Source organism: Pseudomonas sp. TCU-HL1 (assembly GCF_001708505.1).
GTDB lineage: Bacteria > Pseudomonadota > Gammaproteobacteria > Pseudomonadales > Pseudomonadaceae > Metapseudomonas.
In genome coordinates this window covers 4,478,070-4,491,356 of sequence record NZ_CP015992.1, presented here as the reverse complement: position 1 = coordinate 4,491,356, position 13,287 = coordinate 4,478,070, and the positions used below count along the sequence as shown (strand labels likewise).

The 13,287-nt window shown below is 55.5% G+C and carries 15 protein-coding genes and 1 pseudogene; 10 read left to right on the top strand and 6 right to left on the bottom strand.

Annotated elements, in window-relative coordinates; all coding sequences use genetic code 11:
• Positions 1-32: 32 nt before the first annotated feature.
• A complete protein-coding gene (locus tag THL1_RS29840; RefSeq protein WP_145928354.1) occupies positions 33-1,064 on the bottom strand; it encodes a hypothetical protein in 1,032 nt (343 codons plus the stop codon).
• A 290-nt stretch (positions 1,065-1,354) separates the two neighbouring features.
• On the opposite strand from THL1_RS29840, the gene THL1_RS20715 reads away from it, so the two are divergent.
• The 3 genes from THL1_RS20715 to THL1_RS20705 all read left to right on the top strand — a co-directional run bounded on the left by THL1_RS20715 (position 1,355) and on the right by THL1_RS20705 (position 3,334).
• Positions 1,355-2,443 carry a site-specific integrase gene (locus THL1_RS20715; protein WP_083245974.1) on the top strand — a complete coding sequence of 363 codons (1,089 nt, stop codon included), beginning with the start codon at positions 1,355-1,357 and terminating at the stop codon, positions 2,441-2,443.
• 308 nt (positions 2,444-2,751) lie between these two features.
• The gene (locus tag THL1_RS20710; RefSeq protein ID WP_069084989.1) at positions 2,752-3,006 is read left to right on the top strand and encodes a BPSL0761 family protein; all 255 of its coding nucleotides are present in this window, start codon (positions 2,752-2,754) and stop codon (positions 3,004-3,006) included.
• 121 nt (positions 3,007-3,127) lie between these two features.
• Positions 3,128-3,334, top strand: a complete 207-nt coding sequence (locus THL1_RS20705; protein ID WP_069084988.1) for an antitoxin Xre/MbcA/ParS toxin-binding domain-containing protein — start codon at positions 3,128-3,130, stop codon at positions 3,332-3,334.
• Between the two features lie 557 nt (positions 3,335-3,891).
• Here THL1_RS20705 and THL1_RS20700 read toward each other — a convergent pair.
• Positions 3,892-4,248 (bottom strand): histone-like nucleoid-structuring protein, MvaT/MvaU family, encoded by a 357-nt coding sequence (locus THL1_RS20700; protein WP_069084987.1) that lies wholly within the window; start codon positions 4,246-4,248, stop codon positions 3,892-3,894.
• Positions 4,249-4,974: 726 nt separating this feature from the next.
• Positions 4,975-5,418 (bottom strand): hypothetical protein, encoded by a 444-nt coding sequence (locus THL1_RS29200; RefSeq protein ID WP_083245971.1) that lies wholly within the window; start codon positions 5,416-5,418, stop codon positions 4,975-4,977.
• A gap of 491 nt (positions 5,419-5,909) precedes the next feature.
• On the opposite strand from THL1_RS29200, the gene THL1_RS31460 reads away from it, so the two are divergent.
• The 5 genes and pseudogenes from THL1_RS31460 to THL1_RS31450 all read left to right on the top strand — a co-directional run bounded on the left by THL1_RS31460 (position 5,910) and on the right by THL1_RS31450 (position 8,531).
• Positions 5,910-6,251 (top strand): transposase, encoded by a 342-nt coding sequence (locus THL1_RS31460; RefSeq protein WP_083245970.1) that lies wholly within the window; start codon positions 5,910-5,912, stop codon positions 6,249-6,251.
• 30 nt (positions 6,252-6,281) lie between these two features.
• A pseudogene (locus THL1_RS31455) lies at positions 6,282-6,383 on the top strand (hypothetical protein); the annotation flags it as partial.
• A 446-nt stretch (positions 6,384-6,829) separates the two neighbouring features.
• Positions 6,830-7,570, top strand: a complete 741-nt coding sequence (locus tag THL1_RS20685; RefSeq protein WP_069084985.1) for a hypothetical protein — start codon at positions 6,830-6,832, stop codon at positions 7,568-7,570.
• A gap of 83 nt (positions 7,571-7,653) precedes the next feature.
• Complete coding sequence (locus THL1_RS20680; protein ID WP_161490984.1) at positions 7,654-8,253, top strand: cytochrome c oxidase subunit 3; 600 nt, start codon at positions 7,654-7,656, stop codon at positions 8,251-8,253.
• Positions 8,250-8,531 (top strand): cytochrome C oxidase subunit IV family protein, encoded by a 282-nt coding sequence (locus tag THL1_RS31450; protein ID WP_083245968.1) that lies wholly within the window; start codon positions 8,250-8,252, stop codon positions 8,529-8,531. Before THL1_RS20680 ends, THL1_RS31450 begins: the two co-directional genes overlap by 4 nt.
• Positions 8,532-8,549: 18 nt before the next feature.
• Here THL1_RS31450 and THL1_RS20670 read toward each other — a convergent pair whose 3' ends face one another.
• The 3 genes from THL1_RS20670 to THL1_RS20660 form a co-directional block, all read right to left on the bottom strand.
• On the bottom strand, positions 8,550-9,188 hold the full coding sequence (locus THL1_RS20670; protein WP_069084983.1) for a TetR/AcrR family transcriptional regulator: 639 nt from the start codon (positions 9,186-9,188) through the stop codon (positions 8,550-8,552).
• A 427-nt stretch (positions 9,189-9,615) separates the two neighbouring features.
• Positions 9,616-10,083, bottom strand: a complete 468-nt coding sequence (locus tag THL1_RS20665; RefSeq protein WP_069084982.1) for an NUDIX domain-containing protein — start codon at positions 10,081-10,083, stop codon at positions 9,616-9,618.
• Between the two features lie 203 nt (positions 10,084-10,286).
• Complete coding sequence (locus tag THL1_RS20660; RefSeq protein WP_069084981.1) at positions 10,287-11,069, bottom strand: SDR family NAD(P)-dependent oxidoreductase; 783 nt, start codon at positions 11,067-11,069, stop codon at positions 10,287-10,289.
• A 309-nt stretch (positions 11,070-11,378) separates the two neighbouring features.
• Between THL1_RS20660 and THL1_RS20655 the strand changes: the two genes are divergently transcribed.
• Positions 11,379-12,164 carry an enoyl-CoA hydratase/isomerase family protein gene (locus tag THL1_RS20655; RefSeq protein WP_069084980.1) on the top strand — a complete coding sequence of 262 codons (786 nt, stop codon included), beginning with the start codon at positions 11,379-11,381 and terminating at the stop codon, positions 12,162-12,164.
• A 130-nt stretch (positions 12,165-12,294) separates the two neighbouring features.
• Positions 12,295-13,179 (top strand): SDR family NAD(P)-dependent oxidoreductase, encoded by an 885-nt coding sequence (locus tag THL1_RS20650; RefSeq protein WP_069084979.1) that lies wholly within the window; start codon positions 12,295-12,297, stop codon positions 13,177-13,179.
• Positions 13,180-13,287: the final 108 nt, after the last annotated feature.

Below are 13,287 nucleotides of genomic sequence, written 5' to 3'. Positions count from 1 at the left end.
CGTCATCCCTTCCAAATTATCTCAACGGCCTGTTAACGAGGTTGGTAATGCACTGGATCGTTCCCTGGCCATGGCCGATACATCCCACAGAAGGTGGCTACCGTGTCTTGCGTTTCCCCGGGGGGCAAGCCGGTCAACGTAGCATCAATGGCAATCCCTCGCGCATGAGGTGACATTGGATTCCCCGCAGCTGGCCGTTGGGTGAGGAGCAACCCATGATTCTGGAACTCGGCCTGGGCCTCGTTTCGCACTGTCCGGCATTCTGCTTCTTGCCTGTTGCGAACCGCATCCCAAGTATCCCACACTTCCCGCAAGTGATCTTGATAAGCCACTGGTCGATAGGCCGAGGAGAGCGTCATCGCGCCGCCGAGTGCAGCAACCCGATTCTGCATGCAGGCCAAGCCAGTTTGAGCAGCGGCTGTTAGGTTTTGTGTGTCGATGCGATTACCGTTTTCGAACGCAGTTGCGGCGGGATCTGTGAGTGGTGTCAGTGGTGGAACATCACAGGTACTTAAGGAAAGGCCGAATAGCTCACCGACGGTCTGGTCACCCCATCCGTCCTGCATCACGCGAAAAACGAAACGTACGCGCTGATTTCTCCATGCGTCCAGCGACTGCGAAGTGGTCGTTGTAGGGCTCCTCCAATAGGTGCCATATTGAGACCCTGGCTTACCAAGCTTTTGAATGATTGGAACGGTACCTGTCGGCGTTTCCATGAAAATATCGAACCAGTCATAGATTCCTGCGTCGTAAGTCTGCATACGGTACCTAAAACTAACCAGACCTCCATCATTAACGTCGACGTCGATTGCAAAAGTGCTATAGCCTATAGGTTGAAGACCAGGTGCGTATTCGCCGGTATCTGGGTATGGATAGGGCGTATCCCAGCGACCGATTTGCGCATTAATGACATCTACGCCAGAGTGGGAGACATATCCAACGCTCCCCGGCGCCTCCCCAGCACTTGCGATTGCTGCATCGATTGGCTCGTCGAGGGCGGCAACCGAACTGGCGTTCAAAGCCGAAAATCCAAGCAGAAAACTTATCGAGACAAATCTTCGCATTCCTTTTCGCTCCCTAATTTGCCATTGTAAATTCGCGTCCTAAAGTGGTCCGCTCAGATTGCTCCCTGGAAAGTTGGTTTATTCCCGTTTGGACTCTCCGATTGAATAGTGCGTTACCCAACCACCCTTCCGATGCTTTGTACGCCTCTATTTCCAAGAGATCGTCCGGCTCAAATATCGGTATTTGCCGGACAATCAGCTGGTATGGCTTGTGGCCATCATTCGTTCGAAGGTAGGTGATGATTCCATGGCTGTCCAGCCAGCTCGGGCCTTGAATTAGACCGAGCGACATGGGCAACCGGGATGTGGCTCGGTGTGCCAGGTTTGATGATCTATTCGAAGATCAAGCCTGGTTACTTTCTGCTTTGGTCCGATATCCGGACGAGCTGGCGCTTGAGAAGCGGGCATTCTCAAACCTCAGCGACGGAGGAGGGGGAAAGGGCGGTTTTTCCAGTATGCAGGAGGGCAAAACGGTGACGGAGAAGGTGGAGCGCTACCGGCAGGCCGCGCGGCGCGAGAGCACCGAGCGCCGTTATCGGCAGGCGCTCGCGCATTTCGAGGACACCTGGGGCGGCTTTCTGCCGGCGACCAGTGAGGCGATTGCCCGCTACCTGGCGGATTACGCCGAGACCCTGGCCAGCTCGACCTTGCGGGCGAACCTTGCCGCCTTGGCCAAGTGGCACCTGCGTCTGGGCTTTCCCGATCCGACCAAAGCACCGCACGTGCGGGAGGTGCTCCGCGGCATCCAGGCCCTGCACCCGCGGCTCGAGCGGCAGGCGGAGCCGCTGCAATTGACCGAGTTGACCCGCTGCATCGACTGGCTGGTGGCGCAGGAACAGATCGACCGCCACGCCCTGTTGAGCTGCCGCCGCGACCGCGCCCTGATCCTGTTGGGGTTCTGGCGGGCGTTTCGCAGCGATGACCTGTGCCGCCTGCGGGTGGAATTCATTGACGCGCGGCCAGGGGAGGGAATGGACTTGTTCTTGCCCAGCAGCAAGGGCGACCGCGACAACACCGGGCGGTCGTTCACGGTGCCGGCATTGAAACGGTTGTGTCCGGTGGAGGCCTATCTCGATTGGCTTGCGGTCTCTGGGTTACAGCAAGGGCCGGTGTTTCGGGCCTTGGATCGCTGGGGGCATCTGGCCGACACCGGGCTGCATCCCTACAGCGTGTCGCGGATCCTTCGCCGGGCGATGGTCCGCAGTGGCTTGGAGGGGGAACGCTACAGCAGTCATTCCCTGCGCCGCGGGTTTGCGACCTGGGCGAGCCGCAACCAGTGGAGCGCCAAGGCGCTGATGGGCTACGTCGGTTGGCGCGATGCCAAGGCCGCCTTGCGCTATGTGGAACCCGACATGCCGTTTGGTGAGCTTCGCCGTTAATGGAGCTCGCGGGTTATCTGGCGGCGGTCCTGGTCCGGGCTATTACGGGCTACGTGAATTCTGGAGCAGTTCAACGTCCGCAATGACTCATCCCGGCGCCTTCCCTAGCACATAGTGGTAGGGACTTGAGTTCTAGGGGATTCACAAGGCCCCGCTCTCCGGTAATGTGGGACCACGCCGAAATTATCGGGCTAACCTCCCTCGGCGAAGACCAAGCTTCCTGGTCCTGAGGTACTGGCGAGCAACGGCGGTGCAAGTGGACAATGATCAGGAGCACAGTGGCCTGTGGCCCTGTCGAGGTGGATATTATGACGATGCCCCACGAGCGTACCCGCGCGGTGGTACAGACCTACGATTTTCTGGTTGAGCTCTCCCGTGATGCGACCCTGCCAGAGCGCGTGCGCCGCGCCGCCCGCTTTCTCTTGCGTCACTTTCCAACCAAGCACGATGTACTGCTGGCCGGCAAAATCGAGGAGCAGGCGGAAACCTTGCCTTTAGGTGCCTTGGGCCCTGTGTTTAGCTCGGCGACAGAGTTTAAGCGAACGCGGTCCATTGACCACTAACCGCATGCTCGGCAACAGAACCCAGTCAGCAGCGCTGAGTCCCGCGTCATGACGCTTGGTGGTGACTAGGCTTGGCTAACTGGGACCGGGCGCCTGCATGGCCCGGAGAGGAGCGACCATCATGACTGAGAATTTTGCTGTGCAGTATTCCAAAGTGCTGAAGCGCGCCACGCAAGTTTTGGGCAGTCGAGAGGCCGCCGAGCGCTGGATGGCGGCGCCGGCCTTGGGGCTCGAGCGGCGTCGTCCGATCGACATGCTCTCTAACGCAGAGGACCTGGAAGTGCTCGAGACCTTTCTTGGGCGCATCGAGTATGGGGTCTATCACTGACCCTGAGTTTTTAGGGCCACCGCTAACGCCCAGGCGTGACCTGCCTGCCGGTGAGGCGGCAGGCCAGTCCCTGCACCAGCCCACTGTAAGGGTACCAGCATGCGTGAACGACCTGAGCCGTTGTCACCTAAAGCGTTAGCTCGCCAGAACGTCGATCGCGCCCTGCTTGATGCGGTGATCGCCTTGGTGCTGGAAGCTGGCCACCTGATCGCTGCGGAACTGGTGCGACCCGGGGGCCGAGAGTCCCCTCGGCTAATGTGCCTGGGCAGTCTTGTCGGGATTCCACACCTTGGTGAAGGCCATGAAAGCGAAAGCGCGCCTGTCTAAGCTGCGGGAAGTCGTCGACTCCAAAGCCAAAACTCGCTGTTCGGCCGGGGCGATCTCCGGCAATCAGCGTCGTTTTCTCAGAGTCGGCCTGGAGAAAGGTAGAGAGCTTGAGCCAGCTGGGCGTTTGGCTGGTCCGATTGCCTAAAATTTGCTACGGCGAGCAGCTCGCTCACATCACCAGCTGTGGGAGTGCTTAAGGCCGGGCGTTACCGACCTTAAGCTGCGCGGACTCACTGGCCCCAAGATTTTACTGCTGCTGCCCCATACTCAGCTTTCCAAGCGTTCAGCACCTTGTTGTTGCCGCCCTTCGTCTCGACCACTTCATTGGTGTGCGGATTCTTGTAGACCTTGACGGTGCGCTCGCGTCGTTGGCCTTTTTGAGCTGGTAGTGGCGTGCGCGTGCGACCTGGATCAAGGATGTTGATTACTGCCTTTAGCCCAAAGCCGTAGTCATCCAGCAGCGCTCTGAGTTTGGTTTCAAACTCAATTTCGCGCTTGAGCCCCGTGTCGTTCTTGAGGCTGTCCAAGGCTGCTAGTTGTTCTGCCAGCTGGGCTTCCAGGCGTTTAAATTCAGCCAGTTTGCTCATTGCGTTCTCCTTAGCGTGATGCAAATAAACACCACAGTTGACCGATATCGTCTGCTATAACTTTGGCGGATGCCATTGCCCTTGATCGAGTTACGAGGGTAGCTCGACCCTCCAATCCATCAGTCCAAATTCTCTGCTATGTACCTGACAAGCTTGAGTGGTTCGGCGCTGTCGATGATGGAGAACATCAAATCTCGTTTGCTGCGGGGAAGACGTTGGGCGCAGCGTTTCGCTGTGGCTTTGATGGCCTTATCCGAACAGTGAATCTGAGCGGCGAGCAAGAGGGCAATTGTAGCGTCCAATAAAGTCAAACTGCGGTGCCTGGTGTCAGTAAGCAAGCCAGTATTCGCCAACTTGCAGGTTGCTTCAAGAGCGTCAGCTGTGCTGCGAGCGAATTCGCTTTAAAACTTGGTCTCCTGAGGTTCCCCTACGTTCAGGTACTCTGTGATGGCTATATGACGTTGCTTCGGTATTTCTGGTACCCAGAGACCGATAGGGAAGCAAAGGGGAGTCACGAATATGGGATGGAAGGGAACATTGCGCTCCATGCAGGCAGCGTCCCGCCGAGCAGAAAGGAACGCGCAACGTAGGCAAAGTGAGTTGGAGAAGCGCGGCAAGGAATATGCCAAGATGGAGGCGCCACATCAGGCTGCTTTTGAGGCGGAGGTCCACCTTAATGTAGCGACCACTCGGCCGGGAGAGATCTCCTCCGCTTCTCACTGACCTCTACGTGATTTCTCCACAGAATATCGTCCGATTCCCATCGGCCGGGCCGACGCGGAGCACGATCGAATAGCCACCGGTTCGAAGCGTGCTTAGTTTTACAGGAGCGCTTCTGTAAATGGTCCATCCGCGTTTGGCGTATGCCTTGCCTGCCAGCGCGTACTGGTTCATTTCAAATGCTGGTGTCCTTTCTGGTTGCTTACAAGTGCCGGAGTAGATAAAAGTGTAGATGTGAACCGGCCTTGTTGTGTCGCTTGGAACGCCGCTGATAAAGATTGATAGGGCTGTTTCTTTTCCTGCCGATGCCAAGGTTGCCTGCCCAATCTGTCCAGCATTGTGGATGCTGGGAGTTAACGGGATATTGGCCACCTGGCGGTTCTGGGACGTCGTACAGCCAACTAGGAAAGCTGCGATTGTTATAAGTTTAGACCAGCGTTTTATATTCATGACTCGCCTCCTGCTCAATGAAGTTGGCGATTCAGGTTCAGAGTTGTTCTCGGATTCCTCCACTGGGTTGTGCAGGTGACATTGCTAGGCGAACAGTAAGAGCGTCGCACTAATTTTAGTAGATACCTATTTTTGCTGGTTGTCGCGATTAAATTTCCCGAAATACGCGCTTCATGACCTGTCACAACCTTCAGAGTCGCTTTGGTTAACCACTCCCGCTCTGCCAGCAACGGGACCGATTTTCAGTCTGCTTCGAAGCAGGCGGTCACGGCTGAGCGAAAGCCCTCCCGTCGTCAAGCGTGGCCTGACGCGACCGTCACGCTCGACCGATTTCGATAGATGAGGGATGGTGGCGCTGCGAGTTACGTAAGCTGGCAGCAAACACACCTTCCTGATCCTTGCGTCAAGGGTAATGGTGCCCACCTATCTCAAGTGGACACCATTCAGGCTCCTGCAAGCGGATCGCCATTTGCCAACGAAACTCCTAACCAATTTCGTTCAAATCCCAGGTCGTCAAGGAATGCCTGCAACCTGGTGCCGCGGTGGCCAGTGTTGCCCTGAGCCATGGTGTCAACGCCAATGTCGTGCGCAAGTGGCTATCGTTCTACCGCGACCAACCATTCACCAACATGCCCGCATTTGTTTCATTGAAGGTCGGGGCAAAGTGCCATCCCCAGGCGACGGTGACCAACGACCTGCCGTACGGGCAAGAAACGCTGATCGTGAAATGGCCAGCCTTCGATCCCGAAGGCTGCACCCGGTTTGTACGCAGGCTAACGCCGTTACCGGAGAACGAACGGTTGAGCATGGCGATTCGAGTAGCTCACACCTAGACCCGCGAGACTTAAAAAGCACGTCGCCTACAGCCGGAGCTGGCGAAAGACGGCTTTATTGCTGGGTACGACCGTATTACCCGCCTGCGTCGCAAACTGGGCTTTCGATGCCGGCAAAGGAGCAACTTCTAGGCAATCATCCATTCGACACACGCGCTACAGGTGGCAGAGAACTAACTGGAGCAGGCTGGGGCAGGTTTTCGAGCCGACCCGTCCCAACGAGGTCTGGATGGGGCATCACATGCATAGCCACCGATTAGGGGTGACTGGAATGGCTGAAGCTAGCTGGCCTGAAGGATGTAATCACTTGTGAAACTGTGGAGAGCGCTTGACCACCGAGTTGGTTAACGGGCTCTGTTCTAAGCGGTTCAGCACAAGCGGTCTTCACCCGGACTCCTTCACCATACCGGTCGTGGTGACCAGTATTGCGCCAAATGCGAGCAAATTCCGAGATGAAACCGAGGCCTATTCGTATTGATCGTTAAAAACTCAATCCCTAGTGTCAATCCTGAGGGTCGCTCTTCAGTTCAAGCTTAGGGCTTGAGAACCTTAACTAAACGCAATCGAGGTGCTTTGCCGTGGATAACGAAACAAGAAAAAAAGTCGAGCTAGCAATTGCATGGATAGGGCCACTCTTTATTTTTGCCTACATTGTCTTCTGGGCCATCATGGGAAATAACTTGCCGCCGCCGAATATGATGGGTATGTCCGGAGAGGAGTTGGTGGCGAATCATTACGGAAAGTACCAAAACATGATCGCAGTTGGCATGATCGGGTCTGCTGTCTTTGGTATGCTCTATCTGCCCTGGTCCATTTTGCTAGCTTGGATGCTCCGAGATGAAGATGGAAGTTTCAGCCTTTTCGGCTATATGGAGTTGGGCGGTGGCATCCTGACCGCTTGGGTACTCGCTTTTTGCCCTGCAATCTGGGCTGCTTGTGCAATATTCGCACACGAAATGAATCCCGAGATGCTTAAGCTCGTCCACGTCTTCACCTGGTTCATCTACGACACGACCTTCATGATCACGACGGTACAACTGACCGGGCTGGGTCTGTATGTCGTACTAGCCAAGAGCCAGAATCTGTTCCCGCGCTGGACGGGCTGGGGCGCGATCGCGGTGGGTATCATCTTCATGCCATTGGTGCTGATCCCCTTTGTCTCCTCTGGCCCCTTTGCCGTCAACGGCACGTGGAATTTCTACATCGTCTTTGGTACCTGGTTGTTCCTATTCTTTGCCCCGTTTAGTTACTACATGATCCAGGCAGTGAAGAAGGGCTCGACTCTAATGCCGGTAGTCGCGTCGAGCTATGCCCACTGAGGTGTGACTGTCTTGTCCCTCCCCGTCTCTGCGGAAAAGCAGCGTGGGGAGGGACTCTCGCTGACCCGATGTGGGGCCTATATATGACAAAGTGGCAAGAAATAACTGCTGCAAGCCCGGAGCGGATGAAAGTAGGTAAGTCCGCACCGGGCACTGAAGGTATCTGGATCTTCGTGTTGATGGACATGGGTATTTTTCTGCTGGTATTTCTGGCCTTCATGACGGAGCGGCGGGCCAATCTGGAGCAGTACATCGCGGGGCAGCAACAACTGAATCCGCTATTCGGATTGGTGAACACTCTAATCTTGCTGCTGAGTTCATGGCTAGTGTTCGAGGCTGTCTGCAGCGCGCGCCAGGCGCTTTCGGTACGAGCTGCACGGCAGCTTGGATTTGCGATAACACTGGGGGGCGTTTTCTGCCTGAGCAAACTGCTTGAGTATTACCAGGAGTTGAGTGTTGCAATTGATATAAATAATTCGTTCATCGCTTTCTATTTTTTCATTACGATGGTGCATCTGCTACATGTTCTGGCAGGCCTGTTGTTTTTGAATGGCTATCGGCGGGCGTTTCAGGAAAATAATCAACCTGCAGTTCATTTGTCAGGGGTCGAGAATGCTGGGTTGTTCTGGCATTTTATCGATGTGTTGTGGATTTTTATTTTTCCATTATTGTATCTTGTATGAAAGGACAATCCATAGTGGCGAGTTTGGTGCGTACACCGGTTTTTCTGTGCGGATGTCTAATGCTGCTAACCTTGGTCTCGGTCTATTCTGGAGAAATTGGTTCCGTGCAGAAGGGTGTGGCATTGCTTGTGATACTGATTGCCGCAGTAAAGGCTCAGTTGGTGATCATGTTTTACATGGAGGCTCGGCATTTTCCCGAACCCTGGAGGCGGCTGTATGGAGGCTGGGTCTATGCTGCCGCGTCAGTCATACTGGTAGGTGTTTATATCGTACCTTGAGATCGGCGCTCCGAATTCTCAGTGCCGTAATAGGAGAGGAGAAGGTGGTTCGGCAAGCAGGTGGCTTAGTATGGTTCGGGATAGGTGTGCGAGAAAGTCTTCCTCGCTGAGTTGCGTCGGTGCGGACTTGATGTACTGCTTTATGGTACTGGTGACCATCAATATGAGATAAGCATGTGCAGACTGCAGATCATGCTGCGCAAATCGATCCTCGTATATCTGCAGGTACATGAAGCTGGCTCGGTAAATCAGCCGTTCGAAGGAGTAGGCTTCTGCCGCCCGCAGCTCAACGACCTCATCCACTAAGTCAATCAGTATGGACTGGTGATCCCGGTAGCATTGATAAACGCCGCGGATGATCTTGGGCAGATTGGTTTCGATATCCTCGATACCCGGATCAATCAGCAGCTTCCGCGAGTCCAGTGCAGCTTGTTGCGAGGTCAGCTCATATAGGGTCAGAGCAATGGCATGCTTATTGGTAAAGTAATCGTATACTGACCCTATTCCCACCCCAGCCTTTTCGGCAATTCTCTCCAGCGTCGTGGCTTCGTAACCATGGGTGACGAACAGTGCTTCTGCAGCGTGCAAAATGGCTTCGACTGTCAGCCTTGAGCGCGCCTGTTGCGGTTTCTTTCGCCAGCTTTCTGAGGGGGCCATCCTATCTCCTGCAATATTTTTGTCGCAGATCATGGCCTGCCACGCAGTTGCAGGCTAGAGCTGATTTGTCGGCGGTGGGGGCAATGTATTCAGTTTGGGGTAGTAGTAGCCGACTACCGCCAGATAGTCGTTCACCTTTTAAGTAGATGCCTGCTTGACTTTGATCTTTCTGCTCAACGGACGCCGCCATTGATAGTCGAGTATCGATGATATGGCTGTTGGCAAGGCTGTCCATGCGGTACTGATCAGAAGTTCGCTGGCTTCGCCGGTATCCTCGGCATAGCTGGTGGCCGAGTCGCTGTCTTCAGCAGCAGTTAGCGGGAGTCCAAGGAAGCCGGTATGTACGAAGGAATAGTCCCCCAGTAAACATGTTCAGAGTGTCCTTGTTGGGGATTGGTAGACAGTAGGCGGGACGTGAATGAGAGTTTTAGCTTAGGTTAGCCGTCATTGACGAGGATCTGAGCTCGCAGGCATTCAAGATGTGTGCGAACCAGGAGACGGTGGGCACCTGACCCAGTTCATGCGGCGCCAGCCAGACTGAGGCGTCGTTTTCCCAGTTAAGCGTGAGCGTTCGAGTCAGGCTGTGGAAGTGAAAGGCGTAAACGCGCCACGTCCGACCATCTTGCCCCAGCAGGTGCAACACGCTGCTACTGAGCAGTTTCAGGTGATGCTTTGAGATACCGGCTTCTTCTTCCACTTCGGTCAGGGCCTGAGAAAGCGGATCGCGATCGTGGTCGAGAAACCCGGTAATGCAATTCCAGCGCCCGACATCACCTGTTACCAGATTGCTGCGACGTAGCAGAGCTAGCTCCCCCTTATGGGAAAGAACGGCCGCAACAATCTCGCAGACGCTTCCGGAAAATCGTTGTATAGCTGATTCGCGTTGACTTCCCATGGTGTGCTCCATTAGTCAGCACAAGCGGTGGTGTAGGGGAATGGCGTTGTCGTAATGATTAGCCGTAAATCGACAAAAGTCAACTCGTGCGTTGATTTTTTCTGCCGCTCTCTGATTTGTCCAATTTCAGCCTGTCTGGGGCGCGTTTGTGGTTGAAACCTGAGGTGGGGGCTCCAGCCGAATGGCTGGAGCCTTTGGGACGCCTAGCGTACAGCGATCAGGCCACCATCCACCGGGAACATCTGACCGGTCATGAAGTGGGACGCGTCGCTGGCGAGGAACACCATTACCGGTGCCAGATCCTTGTCGGCATCGCCGAATTTTCCGCCCAGCGGTATGTCGGTCTTGGTGGCGGCATCATGGGCAGCTAGATCTTCCGATGACAGTGCATTGCGGAAATCGACATACATGGGGGTGACCATATAAGGCAGAACGGCGTTGATGCGGATGCCGTCAGGACCCCATTGGCGGGCGACATTGCGTGTCCAGGTGTGAACCGCCGCCTTGGTAGCAGAATAGAGGGCATTGTTAATTTCGCCCGTCAGTCCCGATTCTGATCCGAAGTTGATGATATTGCCGATACCTTGCCCCTTCATAAGCCGATAGGCAACGGCATTGGTGTTGATGGTTCCTAGTACATTGACGCGGAAAAGCATGTCGTACAGTTCTTCCGCTATGGCGTCCGGCGGGGAGTGGCGATGGACTCCCGCCACGTTGACCATGACATCCAAGCCGCCCATATCCTCAGCCGCTGTAGCAAAGGCCTTTTCCACTTCGGGACGGTCGGCAATGTTGCAATGGTAGTAGCGGGATTTGCAGCCGGGATTGGCCTTGCCAGCTTCGGAAACCACCTGCTGTCCGAGCGTGTCGTTCATATCCATTGAGGCAACAGTTGCACCCGCGGCAATGTAGGCCCGCACCACGGACGCACCAATACCTTGTGCGCCGCCGGTTACGATGATTCTTTTACCTTCTAGCAGTTTCATGTTGCCTTCCTGTTCTCTGTCTTATTGATCGAAGGGCTGTATGCCTAAACCTGAGGCTCGTAAGGCGTCGTGCCGAACCTCCCGACCGTTCCGGAAATGGCCGTGCCAAGTTGCTGCGCAGCGCTGGCGCCTTCAAGGATGGTGCTATAGGGATGTGCAAGTCAACAGTTTTGTTGATTTTCTGTTGGAATAATCAACATAATCGTTGACTTGGTGGCGTTGGTGATGCAACCATGATTTGAACTTAACCGCAGGTCGGGCGGGCGCTCGGGTCTAGCCTCCTTCGATCAACCCAGGTTCCGCTGCCATATGACGCTTACGAATACGCGGTCAGCTGATGCGCCGGCCTTTTTGGAGATGGATGGTGCGATTGCCATCATCACGCTCAACCGTCCCAGCTCATTCAATGCAATAGATATAGATATGGCGGTATGTCTGGAGCAGCTGGCCTTGACTGTTGAGCGGAACCATAGCGTCCGGGTGCTGGTCATTCGTGGTGCGGGTAAGGCGTTCTGTGCCGGCGGTGATGTCAATCTGTTCCTCTCCCATATCGACGATCTGGCACCGCCGATCAGCAAGTTACTGGCGCATTTCAACCGCTTTCTGTTGGTGCTGCGGCGCATGGACAAGCTGGTGCTGACCAGTGTGCATGGTGCGGTCGCCGGTGCCGGCTTTTCCATGGCCTTCATGGGGGACTTCTGTATTGCCGCGGCCAATGCCCGTTTTCGTCCGGCCTATGCGCAGATCGGTGTTTCACCTGACGGTGGCGGTACGATCGGTCTGGTGCAGGCCCTAGGGGCTCGGCGCGCCCTGCAGATATTTCTGGACGAGCCGGAGTTGAACGCTGATGGGGCCAGGCAACTCGGTTTGTTGTCCAGGGTGGTCGAGCCGGCCGAACTGGAAGCCAAAACCTGTGAATACGCTGAGCGTCTGGCTGAGCTGAGCCCGGCAGCGGTGTCCGGCACAAAACGTCTGGTCTGGCAATCGGCCTCAGTTCCATTTGAGCAGCAGCTTGAGGCCGAGGCGCAATCCATCATCGCCTGCATGGCTACCTGCGAGTTTAGAGCGCTGCTGGAAGGCTTGCGGCGTCGCTGAGGTAGGGTTGATGCGCTTGCTCTTCGGGGTGGGGAGCAAATGCGAAGCGCAAATCAACTTATGTGTTGATTTCTGGGGCGGTGATGTGCAAGAGTGCCCCTAAAATGAACGAAGACAAGAAGGGGTTAGCATGTCGAGATTGCAGGGCAAGGTAGCTATCGTCACCGGCGGCGCGCGGGGTATTGGCAAGTGCATTGTCGAGACCTTCGTTGCCGAAGGTGCGAAGGTGGTGGTCGGTGACATCAATGATCAGGCTGCCGAACTCGAATCGCAGCTTGGCGCGGAGGTGGTTGCCTTCAAGCGTACGGATGTGACCAGCGATGTCGAGATTGAGGCGTTGGTTACCTATGCGGTTGAACGCTTCGGACGCCTGGACATCATGGTTAACAACGCCGGTGCCCTTGGCGATCAGACCGCGCTGATCGACCTTGATGCGGACGGTTTTACCAAAACGGTAACCCTGCTGCTTCGCTCTGCGGCACTTGGTCACAAGTATGCTGCGCGTCAGATGATTGCCCAGGGGCAGGGCGGTAGCATCGTTTCAATTTCCAGTATTGCCGGTATCGAAGCCGGCTGGTCATCGGTTTCCTACGATGCAGCTAAGGCCGCAGTACTGCACCTGGCACGTTCAGCCTCTTATGAACTGGCGCCCAAGCAAATCAGATCCAACGTGGTCGCGCCCGGTCTAATTCTCACGCCAATCATTGGTACCGCTTGCGATGTGGCACCTGAGCATTACGCGGCCTTCACTGAAAGTCTTGAGGAGCCCTACGGCAAGCTGATTCCTCTGGGCCGGGCCGGCAAGCCGAAGGATATTGCTGAAGCGGTACTGTTCTTTGCCTCCGATGCTTCTGCGCATGTCACCGGCCAGTCCATTGCCGTTGACGGAGGTTTAACCTCCATGACCGGCTTTGATATCGGCGGAGTGGTGGCGCAGGCGGTTGAGAGTTTCAACGCACGGATCGGTAATACCGAGAGCGGAAAGGTCGGCTGGCTACCGAACAGGAATGGCTGAAGTATCGGGGTAACGAGAACTTTCGGTAATTACCCTGAAGTTCGCACTTCCGGTTTAGTTTGTGGCAACGCTCCATTTTGGGCCGCTGGCAGATAATGTCAGTCAGGC